The following is a 15,869-nucleotide window of genomic DNA, read 5'->3' as shown; positions in this document are numbered from 1 at the left end:
CCGCTGGTGTTGCCCCCGGTAGGGGGTGGGCGCCCGGACACGAAGTGCCGGGCAACCTGGGGGCGAGCCAAATCAGAACGGCAGCAGCAACGGCACCAGCGCGACGCTGGCGATCAACACCAGCAGCACCAGCGGCAGGCCGATGCGCACGAAGTCCATGAAGCTGTAGTCGCCCGGCCCGGCCACCAGCGTATTGACCGGCGAGGACACCGGCGTGACGAAGGCGGCCGAGGCCGCCAGCGCGACGATCATCGCGAAGGGGTACGGCGAGGCCTGCAGCTCCTTCGCGATCGCCAGCGCCACGGGGGCCATCAGCACCGCGGTGGCGGTGTTCGAGATGAACATGCCGAGCACGGCCGTGACCGCGAAGATCACGGCCAGCACGGTGCGCGGGCCGGCTTCGCCGACGACGCCCACCAGCACCTGGGCCGCGAGATCGACGCCGCCGGTGCGCTGCAGGGCCAGCGAGAACGGCAGCATGCCGACGATCAGCACCAGGCTGGGCCAATGGATCGAACGGTAGGCGCTGCGCAGGTCGACGCAGCCGAAGAGTCCCATCAGCAGGCAGCCGATCAGCGCCGCCTGCACATTGGGCAGCACGCCGCTGACCATCAGCGCCACCACCAATGCCAGCGAGGCCAGCGCGAACGGCGCGCGCGAGGCCGCCGGCGACACCTCGTCGAACTCGGCCGGCAAGTTGAAGACGATCAGGTCCATGTCGGGGCGCAGCCGGCGGATCGCATGCCAGAGGCCGACCACCAGCAGCGTGTCGCCGGCCTTCAGCGGCACATCGAGAATCTCCCCGCGCTCGGGCGTGCTGCCGTGCTTCAGGCCGATGACCGAGACCTCGTGCTGGGCGCGCAGGCGGGCCTCGACGATGGTCTTGCCGATCAGGGCGGAGCCCGGCGGGACCAGCGCCTCGGCCATGCCGATGTCCTGCGAATGCTCGGAAAAATAGGCGCCGGCGAGCGGCAATCGTTCGAGCGCGAGACGATGGCCGAGACCCTCCAGGTCGGCGCCCGGCCGGCAGAGGTCGAAGAAGAGCACGTCGCCGACCTCGATCGCGGTGCCCGGCGCCAGGAGGTCGCGCGCGAATCGGCGTCGGCGCTCGATGGCCAGCAGGTTCAGGCCCGGGATGGCGGCCGCGTCGAGCGCGTCGAAGACCCGGCCGACGGCCGTGGACCCGGGCCGCACGCGGAATCGGGATCCGCGCTCGGCCAGCGCGTACTCGCCGATCCACTGGTCGAGCCCGGCCCGGCGGTCCGCCGTCCGGGGCGGCTGCTGCGCGCCACCCAGCCAGCGCCGCACGCCCAGCATGTAGACGACGGCCAGCAGCAGCAGAGGCAAGCCGAAGGGCGTGAAGCTGAAGAAGTGGAAGCCTTCGAAGCCCTCGCGCACCAGCTCGGCATGGACCACCAGGTTGGGCGCCGTCGCCACCAGGGTCAACATTCCGCTGATCAGCGCCGCGACCGACAGCGGCATCATCAGGCGTCCGGCCGCGACACCGGTGTTGCGCGCCACGCGCATCACGATCGGCACGAAGATCGCGACCACGCCGGTCGAACTCATCACCGAGCCGACCGCGGCCACGATGAGCATCAGCAGCACGATCAGGCGGGTCTCGTTGCCGCCCGCCCGCGCCACCAGCAGGTCGCCGAGCCGCTGCGCCACGCCGGTGCGCAATAAGCCCTCGCCGATCACGAACAGCATCGCGATCAGCACGATGCTGGGGTCCGCAAAGCCGGCCAGCGACTCCTGCATGCTGACCGCGCCGGTGAAGGGCAGTGCCGCCATCATCAGCAGCGCGACCACATCGGTACGCGGGCGGCCGACCGCGAACATGCCCACGGCACCGGCCAGCAGCGCGAGGACGAGGCCGAGTTGCGGGGTCATGGGTTCAGATCATGGCCAGCGGCTTCTTGCGCCGCGGCGCCGGGTGCAGGCGGTCGATCGCGGCCAGCACGTCCGGACTCAGCGCCAGGCCGGCCGCCGCGAGGTTGTCGCGCAGATGGACCTCGCGCACCGCCTTCGGAATGGCCGCCACGCCGGGCTGCGCCAGCACCCACGCCAGCGCGAGTTGCGCCGCGCTGACGCCGAGCCCGCGGGCGATCTGCTGCAGTCCGGCGTCGGCGGCCAGCGCGCCCTGGTCGATCGGGCTGTAGGCCATCATCGGCATGCCGCGCGCGCGCTGCCAGGGCAGCAGGCTGAACTCGGGGCCGCGCTCGGCCGCCGAGTAGTACACCTGATTGGCGGCGCAGTCGCCGGCCAGCGCGGCGAGCTCCTCCATGTCGTCGGTGTCGAAATTGCTGACGCCCCAGCGAAGGATCCTGCCGTCGGCGACCAGCGCCCGCATCGCGTCCCGGGTGTCGGCGAGCGGATGCTCGCCGCGCCAGTGCAGCAGGTAGAGGTCGATGTGGTCGAGGCCCAGTCGTGCGAGGCTGCGCGCGCAGGCCTTCGGGGTGCCGCCGCGGCTGGCGTTGTGCGGATAGACCTTGCTGACGATGAACAGCTCCTCGCGCTTCACGTCGCCGGCACGCAGCGCCTCGGCCACGGCCTGGCCGACCACCTCCTCGGCGCCGCCCTCGCCATACATCTCGGCCGTGTCGATGAGCCGCAAGCCGATGTCGATGGCGGCGCGAACCGCGGCGACTTCCGCGGCGCGCCGGACAGCGGACTCGCCCATCTTCCAGGTGCCCAGTCCGAGCGTGGGCATTTGCCCGCCGCCGGGCAATTGCAGGTATCGCATGGGAACTCCTTCTCGCTCGGGGCGGAACCGCTCCCGCTCGCCACGATGCTAACCAAGCAGCCGCCGTGCCGGGCCGGCGCTGCGCGGACTGGACGAATCATCCAATATATCGGATACTTATTCCAACATGACGGATCAAGCAAGCGGACTGAACGAACGCATCGCCGAGCGGGTGCGCGAGCTGCGGGCGGCGCGCGGCCTCTCGCTCGACGCACTGGCCGCGCACTGCGGCGTCAGCCGCTCGATGATCTCGCTGATCGAGCGCGGCGAGAGCAGTCCGACCGCGGTCGTGCTGGAGAAGCTCGCCACCGGCCTGGGCGTGGCGCTGGCCTCCTTGTTCGAGCCGGCGCAGGCCAGCGACGACCCGGTGGCGCGGCTGGCCGACCAGCCCTTGTGGCGCGATCCGCATTCGGGCTACGTGCGGCGCAACGTCTCTCCCGCCGGCGTGTCGTCGCCGATCCGGATCGTCGAGGTGGCCTTTCCGCCGCAGGCGCGCGTGGCCTACCAGAGCGGCGCCCGCGAGCCGCGCATCCACCAGCAGGTGTGGGTGCTCGAGAACGCCATCGAGGTCACGGTCGGCGATGTCTGCCATCGGCTCGACGCCGGTGACTGCCTGGCCCATGTGCTCGACCGTCCCGTGAGCTATCACAACCCGACGCGCCGCCTGACGCGCTATGCCGTCGTGATGGCCACCCTGCCCTCTGCGTGGAGATGAAATGACCCCCGACACAGCCCCTTCCGTCCGCCACATTCGACGCCTCGACCCGGTCTCCGACGCGCAGGTGCGCGCGCTGTCCGAACTGCTGATCGATTGCGTCGACGGCGGCGCCTCCGTGAGCTTCATGCAGCCGTTGCCGCTGTCGAGAGCCATGGCGTTCTGGCGCCAGGTGGCCGAGGGGGTCGCCAGCGGCGAGCGCGCGCTGCTGATCGCCGAGGATGCGGAAGGCATCGTGGGAACCGTGCAGCTGGTGCTGGCCCAGCCCGACAACCAGCCGCACCGCGCGGACCTGTCGAAGATGCTGGTCCACCGCCGCGCGCGATGCCGCGGCTGGGGCGAGGCGCTGATGCGCGCGGCCGAGCAGACGGGACGCGATTGCGGCAAGACGCTGCTGGTGCTCGACACCTCCAGCGACAGCGCCGAACGGCTCTATGCGCGGCTCGGCTGGCAGCGGGTCGGGGTGATTCCCGGCTATGCGCTGTTGCCGCAGGGCGGGCTGTGCGCGACGACCTATTTCTACCGGGAGCTGGGCGCCGGGGATCGCGCGCGCCTGGGATCCATGTAATATCGACGACGCTCCGGGGTGCACGCCACAGTGCTGAGATCCAAACCCGCGAACTTGAACCGGTTAATGCCGGCGGAAGAAGAGCAATCACTTCGATCATCGGCGCATCCTGCCGAGGTCGACGTGGCCCTCGGAGCATCCGTTTCACGGTCACGAAGAAGTCCTTATGAACAACACCTCCGCGGTCACGGGTACGGCCGGCGACGTGGTCGCCGACGTCCTCGCCTTCATCGCGCAAGACGGGTGCACCGACGATGCGTTCGATCGGCTGGCCTTGCGCCTGTTCGCCCACCAGTACGGCAACAACGAGGCCTATCGACGCTTCTGCCAGCGGCGCGGCGCGACCCCGCGCAACGTGAAGCGCTGGAGCGACATCCCGGCCGTGCCGATCGACGCCTTCAAGGAGCTGGACCTGCGTTGCGAGCCGCCGGCCGCAACGGACCGGGTCTTCATGACCAGCGGCACGACCCGCAGCGAGGTCAAGGGCCGTCACTTCCATCCGACGCTGGCGGTCTACGACCGGTCGATGCTCCGCAACTTCTCGGAGCGCTTCATGCAGGGGCGCGGCCGGATGCGCATGGGCATCCTGTTCCCCACTGAAACCGTGCTGCCCAATTCCTCGCTGGCCCACTACCTGGCGCTCGCGCTGGACGCATTCGGCACCGGGGAGAGCCGCTACTTCGTGAGCCCGCAGGGATTGGACCTCCCGGGCCTGTGCGAGGCCCTGTCGGATGCCGAACATCGCGACGAGCCCTTTGCGCTGCTCGGCGCCAGCTACAGCTTCGTGCACCTGATCGACGAACTCCAGCAGCGCGGCCGGTCGTTCCGCCTGCCCGCGGGCAGCCGGGTTCTGGACACCGGCGGCTACAAGGGACAGTCGCGCGAACTGCCGCTCGACAACTTCTATGCGGCGCTGGCCGCGCTGCTCGGCATCGAGCGATCGCACTGCATCAACATGTACGGCATGACCGAGCTGAGCACGCAGTTCTACGATGCCGGCAATGCGACGGTGCCCTCGGTGAAGTCCGGGCCGCACTGGATCCGTTCTCGGCTGGTCGACCCGCTCACGGGCCGCGAAGTCGCGCCTGGCGAACGCGCAATCCTGGTCCATTGCGACCTCGCCAATTTCAATTCGGTGACCACCATCCTGACCGAGGACGTGGGCCTGGCCGCGGAGGGCGGCTTCCTGCTGCTCGGTCGCGCCGAGGGCGCGCAGGCCAAGGGCTGCTCGCTGGCGGTGGAGGAATTCATCCGGGCGGCGGCGGCATGACGACGCTGCACGCGGCTGCCGGCTACCTGCCCGGCCTGGCGCCTGCGGAAGTGCAATGGCAGGCCCTGGTCTTCGAATCGGGCCCGACCCGGCTCGAGGTCGCCGTGCCCGTGCTGAGCCCGGAACAGATGCGCGCGCTCGCCGTGCGGGTCAAGCAGGCCAGCCGCCGCCATCTGAAGACAATGACCGTGTCGCAGGTCGTGGACGTCGTCGATCGCGCGATGGCCCGCCTGCTGGACCCGGCCGACCCCTGCCGCCGGGAGATCGACCAGCTGCTGCCGATCGTCAGCGGCTACGACGCCGAGATGGTCCGCCTGGGCCTCACGGCCTTCTTCAAGACCTTTCGCGCGCCGCAACTCCATCGCTTCGTCGCCGAGGATTTCGCCAATCCCAAGCTGCTGGACGAATTCCAGCCGCGCCCCAAGGGCGGCGCGGCCAAGGCCTTCGGGCCGGATCTGCTGGTCCACAGCTGGGCCGGCAACGTGCCGGCCCTTCCGCTCTGGAGCCTGGTCTGCGGATTGCTCGTGAAAGCCGGGAACATCGGCAAGCTGCCGAGCGCGGAGCCGCTGTTCGCGGGCCTGTTCGCACGGCTGCTGGCCGAGGTCCATCCGCCGCTGGCCGATTGCCTGGCCGTGGTGTGGTGGAAAGGCGGTGCGGAGGAACAGGCATCGGCCCTCTATGCCGAGGCAGACACGGTGCTTGCCTATGGCGGCAACGATTCGCTGGAGGAAATCCGCCGTCGGCTGCCGGTCACGACGCGCTTCCTGCCGTACGGCCACAAGCTGGGCTTCGGCCTGGTGAGCGCCTCGGCCCTCGACACCCTGCGGGCGCCGGCGACGGCACGCCTGGCCGCCTGGGACGTGATGCGCTACGACCAGCAAGGCTGCTATTCGCCCCATGTGTTCTACGTCGAACGCGGCGGCAGGGTGTCGCCGCGCCAATTCGCGCAGTACCTCGCCAGCGAGCTTGCCAACCTGCAGAACCGCTTCCCGCGCCGGGCCCTCGCGCTGGAAGATTCGGCCGCGGTTGCCGGCTGGCGCCAGGTCATCGAGCTGCAGGCAATGGCGGCGGGTGGCGGGCTCGGCGGCGAGCTGATCGGCGAGGACGGCGCGGCCTTCGGCGTCGCCTACACCGATGAGGCGAAAGGCCTGGCCCCGACGGCGCTGAACCGCAGCATCCAGGTCGTTGCGGTCGATACGCTGGACCAGGTGGTCGCGCGGGTGGAAGCGCAGCGGCCGTTCCTGCAGACGGCGGGCGTGGCGGCGGCTCCGGCCGAACTGTTCCGGCTGTCGGAGCTGCTGGGCGCCGCCGGCGTGACACGGATCAGCGCCATCGGCTCGATGAGTTCGCCGGAGGCGGGCTGGCACCACGACGGCCGGTTCAACCTGCTGGACCTCGTGCGGATGGTCGAGATCGAGCAGTCGGCAGAAATCGCGGCCGACAAGCTGGCGCCTTACGCGGACTGAGATGAAACTCACCCCCGAAGCGCCTTGCGGCGCCCCGAGTCGCTGCCAGAGGCAGCGGCTCTTCGTGTCCGTCCAAGCCTGCGCAGGCAGGCTTGGAGCCGCGGACCTCAGCCCCTCAAGGGGGCAACACCAGCGGCCCGGCAAAGCCGGTTCCGCGGTGTTCCTGGCCTTTGATTGCGCCGGATTCATGCGTCGCGGGTCGCGCAATAGCGTGGTGGAAAACCAGGATCAGTCGTGAGCTTCCTCGACATCGACAAGGTGGGCTTCACCTATCCCGGCTGGCCGCCGGTGGTGCGCAGCATCGACTGGACCATCGCGCAGGGCGAGTTCCATTGCCTGGTCGGACGCAGCGGCTGCGGCAAGACGACCTTGCTCAAGCTCGCCGCGGGCCTGCTGCATCCCCAGACGGGCAGCATCCGCCTGCAGGGCAAGGAAGTGGTCGCACCCGGCCCGCAACTCGGCTTCGTGTTTCAGTCGCCGACGCTGCTCGAGTGGCATCGCGTGATCGACAACGTCCTGCTGCCGGTGTCGCTGCAGCACAAGCCCACCGCGGACGAGACCGACAAGGCGCGGCAACTGCTGGCGCTGCTGGGCCTGGCGAGCCACGCGCAGCACTACCCCCGGCAGTTGTCGGGCGGCCAGCAGAGCCGCGTGGCCCTGGCGCGCGCCCTGATCCTGGAGCCGGCGCTGTTGCTGCTGGACGAACCCTTTGCCGCGCTGGACGCGATCACCCGTGGCGAGCTTCAGGACGACCTGCTGCAGATGTGCCGGCTGCGCCGCACCACCGTCCTGTTCGTCACGCACGACATCGCCGAGGCGGTGTACCTGGGCGACCGGGTCGCGGTGATGGACCGCGGCCGGATCGTCCGCGACATCCGTGTCGAGGTGAGCAGGCCACGCGCGCCGGCGATGCGCTATGGCGAAACCTTCAACCGGCATTGCGCGCAGGTGCGCGATGCGATGGACATGGCGACGGCATGAAGAAAGCCTCCGCGCGTACCCGGCTCGGCGCCTGGGCGCTGCTGCTCGCCCTGCTCGCCGGATGGGAACTGGCGTCGCGCGCCTCCGGCGTGTCGGCACTGGTCCTGCCGGCGCCTTCGGCGGTGATGAAGTCGCTCTGGATGGGCCTGTCCACCGGCTACCTGTGGCCCCACATCCGCGCGACCGGCCTCGAGCTGCTGCTCGGCCTGTCCACCGGCTGCCTGATCGGTTTCGCGAGCGGCGTGGCCTTGGCCGAGTCGACCCTGCTGCGGCGCCTGCTGAAGCCCTACATCGTGGTCAGCCAGGTCGTCCCCAAGCTGGCGCTGGCGCCGCTCTTCATCGTCTGGTTCGGCTTCGGCATGACGTCGACGGTGGTGATCACGGCGCTGATCTGCTTCTTCCCCTTGATGGAGAACACCGTGACCAGTCTCCAGCAGATCGACCCGCAGCGGCTGGAACTGTTCCGGATGCTGGGCGCCACGCGCCGCCAGACACTGCTGCGCCTGAAACTGCCCGCCGGGCTGCCCGGCATCCTCGCAGGCCTGCGGGTGGCGGTGGTGCTGGCGCTGGTCGGCGCCGTGGTCGGCGAGTTCATCRGCGCCAGCCAGGGGCTCGGCGCGCTGATCATCGCCTCGCAAGGGATGATGGACACGCCGTTGATGTTCGCGGTGCTGGTGGTCATCGCCGCGCTCGGGCTGCTGCTCTACGAGATCACGCTGGCCGTCGAGAGACGACTGCTGCTGCCCTACACCCGAATCTCATGAAGGAACCACTGACCATGCAAAGACCCATCGCACGCCGTGCCGCGCTGCTCGCGAGCGCCGCGATCCTGGCCTTGACGGCCGCCCGCGGAGCCAACGCCGCCGACCCGCTCGAGAAGATCACGGTGGCCGGCTGGAGCAAGCCGATCACCGAGATCACGCACCTGCTGGTCGAGCCCGACAAGGGCATCTTCAAAGCCAACGGGATCGACCTGGCCTACGTGCCGGGCGCCGGCGGGGGCGACGCGATCCGCAACATCCTGACCGGCCAGGCGGACGTCGCCTTCACCGATCCGGGGGCCTTCTTCTCGGCCCTCGACAAGGGCGAGAAACTGCGCGCGATCTACGACATCTACCCGCAGAACGTCTTCAACGTGGTCTCGCTGAAGTCCGCCAACATCACCAAGCCCGCCGACCTGAAGGGCAAGAAGATCGGCGTCTACAGCCTGTCCAGCGGCACCCGCCAGAACCTGCTGGTGCTGCTGCACCAGGCCGGGCTGACCGAATCCGACGTCACCATCGTCGTCACCGGGCTGTTGAACTTCGCGCCGCTGCTGCAAGGCCAGGTCGATGCCACCGCCGCCACCGACACCGGCTTGCTGGTGGGCAGGCGCAAGGGACTGGGCGAAGTCAACGTGATGGAGGTGCGCAGCTATTTGAACGTGTCGAGCGACCTGTTCGTGGTCCGGGAACAGGTCTACCAGCAGCGCAAGCCCTTGCTGAAGCGCTTCTTGAAGGCATATCGCGAGAGCGCGGCCTGGATGATCGCCAACCCCGAGGAGGCGGCAGGCCTGGCCGTGAAATACGCCATCGACGGCACCGACCGCGCCACCAACCTCGAAGTCATCCGGCTGCGCAATGCCGCCACCGTGTCGGCCGCCACCGCGAAGAACGGCCTCGGCGCCTTCGACCTCGAGTCGCTGCAGAAGGCCGCCGATGCCTACCGGAAGCTGGGCCTGATCGAGCACGACATCCAGGTCCCCGACGTGGTCGCCACGGACCTGCTGCCGGCACGATGAGGGCGACGCCATGAAGTTCGACGGCAAGGTGGTGCTGGTGACCGGGGCCAGCCGCGGCATCGGCGCGGCCATCGCGCAGGCCTTCGCAGGCGAGGGCGCGACGGTGGTGGTCAACCACCTGAGCAACGACGCCGCAGCCGCCGCCGTGGTCGCGCATTGCAAGGCGGCCGGTGGCGATGCCTGGGCGGCGAAGGCCGATGTCAATTCGGCCGCGGCCGTGCAAGCCATGGTGGAGCAGGTCCTGGATGAAGCGGGGCGCATCGACGTGGTCGTCAACAATGCCTTGCGCCCCTATTCATTCGACCCGCAGCGGCGCGCCCTGTTCGACCAGACGGCGTGGCAAGACTACCAGGCGCAGTTCGACGGCGCCGTCGGCGGCGCCTACAACGTCTGCCGGGCCGTGCTGCCGCACTTCAGGCAGCGCGCCCAGGGCAGCATCGTCAATATCGTCAGCGACCTGGTCGAGCGCCCGGTGATTCCGTACCACGACTACACGACCGCCAAGTCGGCGCTGGTCGGCTTCAGCCGCAACCTGGCCGCCGAGCTGGGGCCGCTCGGCATCCGTGTCAACTGCGTCGCCCCCGGGCTGGTCTACCCGACGCAGGCCAGCCGCGCGACCCGGGAAGAATTCCGCGAGTCGCTGATCGCCGCCACCCCGCTGCGACGGATCGCCCGGCCCGAGGATGTGGCCGGTCCGGTGCTTTTTCTCGCTTCCGACTGGAGCCGCTTCATGACGGGACAGGTGCTGTTCGTCGATGGCGGCCTGGTGATGAGATAGGCACGGTCGGGGAGTCACTGGGACTTGAATTCTTCCGCCGTGATACCGAGCTTGCGCAACTTGTCGTGCAGCGTCTGCCGCGCGATCGCCAGCGCGCTGGCGGTGGCCGGCTGGTCGCCCTGGTGCTTGCGCAGCGCCTCGACGATCACCGCCCGCTCGAAGGACTCGACCTGCTGCGGCAGTCCGCGCGGCAAGGCGGGCATGCCTTCGGTGGTGCCGCGCACCTGCGTCAGGCGCTCGCCCAGCAGGCCGAGCACGAAGCGGTCGGCCACGTTGCGCAGCTCGCGCACGTTGCCGGGCCAGGCGTAGGCCATCAGGTCGGCCAGCTGCGCGCCGCTCAGGATCGGCGCGACGCGCTCATAGCGCGCGGCCGCCAGCAGCGTGAAATGCTCGAACAGCAGAGGGATGTCCTCGCGCCGTTCGCGCAGCGGCGGCAGTTCGATGAAGGCCACGCCGAGCCGGTAGTACAGATCGGCCCGGAACTTCTGCCGGTCGCTCATTTCCTTGAGGTCGTCCTTGCTCGCGGCCACCACGCGGCAGTCGAAGGGAATGGCCTTGTTGGAGCCGATGCGCTCGATGCTGCGCTCCTGCAGCGCGCGCAGCAGCTTGATCTGCACCGCCATCGGCATGCTCTCGATCTCGTCGAGGAAAAGCGTGCCGCCGTTGGCGTATTCGAACTTGCCCACGCGCACCCGGTTGGCGCTGGTGAAGGCACCGGCCTCGTGGCCGAACAGCTCGCTCTCGGCCAGCGCCTCGGGCAGGCCGCCGCAGTTGAGCGGCACGAAATGCTGTCGGCGGCGTTCGCTGTGGTCGTGCAGACAGCGGGCGACGAGTTCCTTGCCGGTGCCGGTCTCGCCGTAGATCAGCACGTCGGCCGAGGTTCCGGCCAGCGTCATCACGGTGCGTCGCACCAGTTGCATCTGCGCCGAGCGGCCGATCAGCACCGACTGGATGCCGTGCCAGTTCTCCAGCGCGTCGCGCAGCGCGCGCACTTGCAGCGAGAGCTGCCGGCGCTCGATGGCGTGACGCACGATGGCCACCAGCCGTTCGGAGCTGAAAGGCTTCTCGATGAAGTCGTAGGCGCCCTCGCGCATGGCCTGGACCGCCATGGCGATGTGGCCGTGTCCGGTGACCAGGATGACGGGCAGCTCGGCGTCGGCATTGTGGAGTTCGAGCAGCCATTCGGTGCCGCTCAGGCCCGGCAGGCGCACGTCGCAGACCACGATGGCCGGCACGCCGAAACTGATCTGCCCGCGTGCGCGTTCGGCGCTCGCGAAGGATTCGACCTCGAAACCGGCCAGGGTCAGCACCTGGGTCGTGCTGATCCGGACGTCTTCGTCGTCCTCGACCAGCAGCACCCGGATGGCAGGGGCTTCGCTCACTTGTAGATCACTCCTGTGGGATGGGGGGTAAAGATGGTTTGGATGGCGGCCGGCAGGTCGACGACGAAGCAGGCGCCGCCGTCCGGCAGGTTGACGGCACGCAGCGTGCCGTCCATGGCTCGCACCAATTGTGCCGAGATCACGAGGCCCAGGCCCAGCCCGGCGCCCGCCGGCTTGCTGGTGACGAAGGGCTCGAACAGGCGCGGCAGGATGTCGGGCGGAATGCCCGGCCCGGTGTCGCTCACGCGCAGGATCACGCGCCCTTCCCGCGGCCTCGCCTCGAGCCGGAGCGTGCGCCGCGGCGATGCCTGCATGGCGTCGATGGCGTTGCGCATCAGGTTGGCGAGCACGCTACCCAGCGCGGCCTCCTCGGCCATGACACTCAGGGTCGCGGGCTGCACGTCGACCTCGACGGCGACGCCGTTGTTCTTCGAGGCCTCCGCGACGATGAGCTGCGCGTCGGCCACGGCCTTCGACACCGGCACCGGCGCGAGCGGCAGCTCGCTCTTGTGCGCGAAGGTCTTGAGCTGCGAGGTCAGGCGCGCCAGGCGGTCGACCATGCCGCGGATGCGCTGCAGGTTGCCGCGCACATCGTCGAAGCGGCTCTTGTCGAGCAGGATGCCGGCGCTCTCCGAGAGCGTGCGCATCGCCGTGAGCGGTTGGTTCAGCTCGTGCACCACGCCGGCCGACATCTGGCCCAGCGCCGCCATCTTGCCGGCATGCACCAGCTCGCCCTGGGCGGCGCGCAGTTGCGCGGTGCGCGCGACCACAGTCGATTCGAGGGTGTCGTACGCCGCCTGCAGCGCGGCCTGGCTGGCCAGCTTCTGCCGCACGGCCCGGCGGCGCTGCCACAGCGTGACGACGATCAGCAGCAGCACCGCCATCGCCAGGCTCGCGGTGATGGCCGCGTTGCGCGCGCCCACGCGCACCGGCGCCAGGTCGTCGAGCACCACCAACTGCCACGGCGCGCCGCGCAGCGAACGCGTCGAGGCGAGCTGGTCCACGCCGTCGAGCGCGATGATCTGCACGTCGCGCGCCAGCGCCTCCTTCTGCGTCCATTGCAGCGGCTGCAGGCCGGCCTCGCCGTAGGGGCGCGAACGCTGCACCTCGGCCCGCTGCAATGCGTCGAGCGGCGACAGCGGCCGGAACTTCAGGTCTTCGCGGGTGGCGAGGATCACCACGCCACGCTGGTCGATCAGCGCCACGTCGCCCGGCAGCTTGCGCCAGCCGCGCTCGGCCCCCTCGAGGTTGACCTTGACGGCCACCACGCCGCGCGTGGGCTGGTCGCGGCGCAGGGCGTACGAGAGGTAGTAGCCGGGCTTGCGGCTGGTGATGCCGACGCCATAGAAGCGGCCCCTGCCCTGCCCGAGGGCATCGATCACGTACGGCCGGAACGACAGGTCCTGGCCGACGGTGGTGCCGGGCCGGTCCCAGTCGGAGGCCGCCAGCGAGGTGCCGGCGGCGTCGAGCACATACAGCATCTCGGCGCCGGCGGTGGCGTTGACACCGTCGAGGTAGTGATTGACCGCATCGCGCAGCGACGCATCCGAGGGGGTGCCGAGCAGCGCCGGGACAATGGGCGTCATCTCCAGCAGCGCGGGCAAATACTCGAAACGGGCCAGGTCGGCATCGAGCCCGGTCGCGAGCATGTCGAGCCGGTGGTCGGCCGCGTCGCGCAGCCGCGCCAGGCCGTTCTGCATGGCAAGGTGGTGGCCGGCGAAGGCGGCCAAGGCCACCAGCGCCAGCGCGCCGCACCAGCGCGGCAAGCCGCGCCAGCGTCTTTGCGTGTCGGAAGGCAAATCGAAGCGCCGGGCCGGCTCCCGTGAAGTCATGAACCCGTTATTGCACAAGAGCGCACGGGCCGCATCAGTGGCTGCCCGGTGGCGCGTGTCACGGGTCGTTTCAGACAGGCCCAGTGTCTGCTCAGGCATGGCGCAGTCGGCCGGTCTTGCCGCGGGAAGACCGTCCGCTCATTGCATGTGCTGGCCGCCGTTGATGGCGATGTTGGCGCCGGTCACGAACGCCGCCTCTTCCGAGGCGAGGTAGATGATCAGGCCCGCCACTTCCTCGGGCTTGCCGAGACGGCCCACGGGGATGTGCGGCAGGATCTTGCTGTCGAGCACTTCCTTCGGAATGGCCGTGACCATCTTGGTGCCGATGTAGCCCGGCGAGATGGTGTTCACGGTGACGCCCTTCTTCGCCACCTCGAGCGCCAGCGCCTTGGTGAAGCCATGCACACCGGCCTTGGCGGCCGAATAGTTGGTCTGGCCGAACGCGCCCTTCGAACCATTCACCGACGACACATTGATGATCCGGCCCCAGCCACGGTCCACCATGCCGTCGGCGACCTGCTTGCTCATGTTGAACAGGCTGTCGAGGTTGGTGCGCAGTACCGCGTCCCAGTTGACGCGGTCCATCTTCTTGAAGGTCATGTCGCGCGTGATGCCGGCGTTGTTGACCAGCACGTCGACCGGGCCCAGCCGCTCCTGCACTTCGGACACGGCGCGCGCGCACGAATCGTAGTCCGCCACGTCGCAAGGCACTGCCAGAATTTCGTAGCCGCGCTGCGCCATCTGCGCCACCCACTCGGCGTGCGACTTGTTGCCCGGCGAATAGGTCACCGCGAGCCGGTAGCCCGCATCGACCATCTTGGTGGAGATCGTCTCGCCCAGGCCGCCCATGCCGCCGGTGACCAGGACCACGTGTTGTTTGTTGCTCATTGGCTTGCTCCTCGTCGTGAAATGAAAAAAGATTCCGTTCGATCCCCTGTGCTGCACAGGCTCTGCGACGCACCAAACTGTCGCGGTCCAATCGGGGGATACCGCGGAACCGGCTTTGCCGGGCCGCTGGTGTCGCCCCCGGAAGGGGGTTGGCGAAGCGACACGAAGTGCGCGAAGACCGGGGGTGAACCTATGCCCGCTCGACGGCCAACGCCACGCCCATGCCGCCGCCGATGCACAGCGAGGCCAGGCCCTTGTGGGCGCCGCGGCGGCGCATCTCGTGCAGCAGCGTCACCAGCACGCGGCAGCCCGAGGCGCCGATCGGGTGGCCGATGGCGATGGCGCCGCCGTTGACGTTGATGCGGCTGGTGTCCCAGTCCATCTCGCGATTGACCGCGCAGGCCTGCGCCGCGAAGGCTTCGTTGATCTCCATCAGGTCGAGGTCCTGCGCCTTCCAGCCGGCCTTCTTCAGCGCCAGCCGTGAAGCGGGAACCGGGCCCATGCCCATCAGCGACGGGTCCAGCCCCGCGCTCGCGTACGCGCGGATCACCGCCAGCGGCTGCAGCCCGAGCGCGGCGGCGCGCGAGGCCGACATCACCAGCACCGCGGCCGCGCCGTCGTTCAGGCCCGAGGCATTGCCGGCCGTCACCGAGCCGGTCTTGTCGAAGGCCGGACGCAGGCCGGCGAGCGCATCGGCGTTGGTCTTGCGGTTCACGAACTCGTCGGCCGCGAAGACGATCGGGTCGCCCTTCTTCTGCGCGATGCCGAAGGGCAGGATCTCGTCGTCGAAGCGCCCCGCGTCCTGCGCGGCCGCCGCCTTCTGCTGCGAGGCCAGCGCCAGCGCGTCCTGCATCTCGCGCGTGATGCCGTACTTCTTCGCCACGTTCTCGGCCGTGGTGCCCATGTGGTACTGGTTGTAGACGTCCCACAGGCCGTCCACGATCATGGTGTCGACCAGCTTCCAGTCGCCCATGCGCTGGCCGTTGCGCGAATTGGGCAGCACGTGCGCTGCGGCGCTCATGTTCTCCTGGCCGCCGGCCACCACGATCTCGGCGTCGCCGCACTTCACGGCCTGCGCCGCCAGCATCACGGCCTTCAGGCCCGAGCCGCAGACCTTGTTGACGGTGAGGCCCGGCACGCCGACGGCCAAGCCGGCCTTGATCACGGTCTGGCGCGCGGGGTTCTGGCCGGAGCCGGCCGCGAGCACCTGGCCCATGATCACCTCGGACACCGCATCGCCCGGCACGCCGGCCTTGGCGAGCAGGCCCTTCACCACGTGCGCGCCCAGTTCGGGCGCGGGCGTGCCGGCGAGCGAGCCGCCGAACTTGCCGACCGCCGTGCGTTGCGCGGCCACGATCACGATATCGTCTGACATGAGAGTCTCCTTGAGGGTTGATGCGAAGGGAATGACGACGGCCCGGCTTCAGGCAGCGTCGAAATCGGCTGGGGGACTGGTCATGGCC

Annotated in this window: 14 protein-coding genes and 1 riboswitch; of the genes, 8 read left to right on the top strand and 6 right to left on the bottom strand. The window is 69.4% G+C overall.

What is annotated here, in order from left to right; all coding sequences use genetic code 11:
* Nucleotides 1-72: 72 nt before the first annotated feature.
* On the bottom strand, nt 73-1,893 hold the full coding sequence (locus AC1D2E_RS08895; protein ID WP_478197058.1) for an SLC13 family permease: 1,821 nt from the start codon (nt 1,891-1,893) through the stop codon (nt 73-75).
* A 4-nt stretch (nt 1,894-1,897) separates the two neighbouring features.
* Complete coding sequence (locus AC1D2E_RS08890) at nt 1,898-2,746, bottom strand: aldo/keto reductase (protein ID WP_478197057.1); 849 nt, start codon at nt 2,744-2,746, stop codon at nt 1,898-1,900.
* 127 nt (nt 2,747-2,873) lie between these two features.
* Between AC1D2E_RS08890 and AC1D2E_RS08885 the strand changes: the two genes are divergently transcribed.
* From AC1D2E_RS08885 to AC1D2E_RS08850, 8 genes are all read left to right on the top strand, one after another.
* The gene (locus tag AC1D2E_RS08885; protein ID WP_478197056.1) at nt 2,874-3,461 is read left to right on the top strand and encodes a helix-turn-helix domain-containing protein; all 588 of its coding nucleotides are present in this window, start codon (nt 2,874-2,876) and stop codon (nt 3,459-3,461) included.
* Nucleotide 3,462: 1 nt separating this feature from the next.
* Nucleotides 3,463-4,029, top strand: a complete 567-nt coding sequence (locus tag AC1D2E_RS08880; RefSeq protein WP_478197055.1) for a GNAT family N-acetyltransferase — start codon at nt 3,463-3,465, stop codon at nt 4,027-4,029.
* Nucleotides 4,030-4,033: 4 nt separating this feature from the next.
* Nucleotides 4,034-4,127, top strand: a riboswitch (TPP riboswitch).
* Between the two features lie 68 nt (nt 4,128-4,195).
* A complete protein-coding gene (locus tag AC1D2E_RS08875) occupies nt 4,196-5,299 on the top strand; it encodes a LuxE/PaaK family acyltransferase (RefSeq protein WP_478197054.1) in 1,104 nt (367 codons plus the stop codon).
* On the top strand, nt 5,296-6,765 hold the full coding sequence (locus AC1D2E_RS08870; RefSeq protein WP_478197053.1) for an acyl-CoA reductase: 1,470 nt from the start codon (nt 5,296-5,298) through the stop codon (nt 6,763-6,765). Before AC1D2E_RS08875 ends, AC1D2E_RS08870 begins: the two co-directional genes overlap by 4 nt.
* 234 nt (nt 6,766-6,999) lie before the next feature.
* Nucleotides 7,000-7,746: an ABC transporter ATP-binding protein gene (locus AC1D2E_RS08865; protein WP_478197052.1), complete on the top strand. Its 747-nt coding sequence runs from the start codon at nt 7,000-7,002 to the stop codon at nt 7,744-7,746.
* Nucleotides 7,743-8,510, top strand: a complete 768-nt coding sequence (locus tag AC1D2E_RS08860; RefSeq protein WP_478197051.1) for an ABC transporter permease — start codon at nt 7,743-7,745, stop codon at nt 8,508-8,510. The genes AC1D2E_RS08865 and AC1D2E_RS08860 overlap by 4 nt, the downstream gene beginning before the upstream one ends.
* 14 nt (nt 8,511-8,524) lie before the next feature.
* The gene (locus tag AC1D2E_RS08855; protein ID WP_478197050.1) at nt 8,525-9,526 is read left to right on the top strand and encodes an ABC transporter substrate-binding protein; all 1,002 of its coding nucleotides are present in this window, start codon (nt 8,525-8,527) and stop codon (nt 9,524-9,526) included.
* 10 nt (nt 9,527-9,536) lie between these two features.
* On the top strand, nt 9,537-10,304 hold the full coding sequence (locus AC1D2E_RS08850; protein WP_478197049.1) for an SDR family oxidoreductase: 768 nt from the start codon (nt 9,537-9,539) through the stop codon (nt 10,302-10,304).
* Between the two features lie 14 nt (nt 10,305-10,318).
* Here AC1D2E_RS08850 and AC1D2E_RS08845 read toward each other — a convergent pair whose 3' ends face one another.
* From AC1D2E_RS08845 to AC1D2E_RS08830, 4 genes are all read right to left on the bottom strand, one after another.
* Entirely contained in the window at nt 10,319-11,686 is a 1,368-nt protein-coding gene (locus AC1D2E_RS08845; RefSeq protein ID WP_478197048.1) for a sigma-54-dependent transcriptional regulator, read from the bottom strand.
* On the bottom strand, nt 11,683-13,518 hold the full coding sequence (locus AC1D2E_RS08840) for a sensor histidine kinase (protein ID WP_478197047.1): 1,836 nt from the start codon (nt 13,516-13,518) through the stop codon (nt 11,683-11,685). Before AC1D2E_RS08840 ends, AC1D2E_RS08845 begins: the two co-directional genes overlap by 4 nt.
* Before the next feature lie 138 nt (nt 13,519-13,656).
* Nucleotides 13,657-14,406 carry an acetoacetyl-CoA reductase gene (phbB, locus tag AC1D2E_RS08835; RefSeq protein ID WP_478197046.1) on the bottom strand — a complete coding sequence of 250 codons (750 nt, stop codon included), beginning with the start codon at nt 14,404-14,406 and terminating at the stop codon, nt 13,657-13,659.
* Between the two features lie 190 nt (nt 14,407-14,596).
* The gene (locus tag AC1D2E_RS08830) at nt 14,597-15,781 is read right to left on the bottom strand and encodes an acetyl-CoA C-acetyltransferase (RefSeq protein WP_478197045.1); all 1,185 of its coding nucleotides are present in this window, start codon (nt 15,779-15,781) and stop codon (nt 14,597-14,599) included.
* Nucleotides 15,782-15,869: the final 88 nt, after the last annotated feature.

Source organism: Variovorax sp. P1_H2, from assembly GCF_056405295.1.
The sequence above is the reverse complement of the archived record's forward strand: the minus strand, read 5'-3'. Positions and strand labels throughout refer to the sequence as shown.

Excerpts from the sequence above, each read along its gene's own strand:
- AC1D2E_RS08895 (WP_478197058.1), bottom strand. The coding sequence starts at position 1,893 with ATGACCCCGCAACTCGGCCTCGTCCTCGCGCTGCTGGCCGGTGCCGTG.
- AC1D2E_RS08890 (WP_478197057.1), bottom strand. The coding sequence starts at position 2,746 with ATGCGATACCTGCAATTGCCCGGCGGCGGGCAAATGCCCACGCTCGGA.
- AC1D2E_RS08885 (WP_478197056.1), top strand. The coding sequence starts at position 2,874 with ATGACGGATCAAGCAAGCGGACTGAACGAACGCATCGCCGAGCGGGTG.
- AC1D2E_RS08880 (WP_478197055.1), top strand. The coding sequence starts at position 3,463 with ATGACCCCCGACACAGCCCCTTCCGTCCGCCACATTCGACGCCTCGAC.
- AC1D2E_RS08875 (WP_478197054.1), top strand. The coding sequence starts at position 4,196 with ATGAACAACACCTCCGCGGTCACGGGTACGGCCGGCGACGTGGTCGCC.
- AC1D2E_RS08870 (WP_478197053.1), top strand. The coding sequence starts at position 5,296 with ATGACGACGCTGCACGCGGCTGCCGGCTACCTGCCCGGCCTGGCGCCT.
- AC1D2E_RS08855 (WP_478197050.1), top strand. The coding sequence starts at position 8,525 with ATGCAAAGACCCATCGCACGCCGTGCCGCGCTGCTCGCGAGCGCCGCG.
- AC1D2E_RS08850 (WP_478197049.1), top strand. The coding sequence starts at position 9,537 with ATGAAGTTCGACGGCAAGGTGGTGCTGGTGACCGGGGCCAGCCGCGGC.
- AC1D2E_RS08840 (WP_478197047.1), bottom strand. The coding sequence starts at position 13,518 with ATGACTTCACGGGAGCCGGCCCGGCGCTTCGATTTGCCTTCCGACACG.
- phbB (WP_478197046.1), bottom strand. The coding sequence starts at position 14,406 with ATGAGCAACAAACAACACGTGGTCCTGGTCACCGGCGGCATGGGCGGC.
- AC1D2E_RS08830 (WP_478197045.1), bottom strand. The coding sequence starts at position 15,781 with ATGTCAGACGATATCGTGATCGTGGCCGCGCAACGCACGGCGGTCGGC.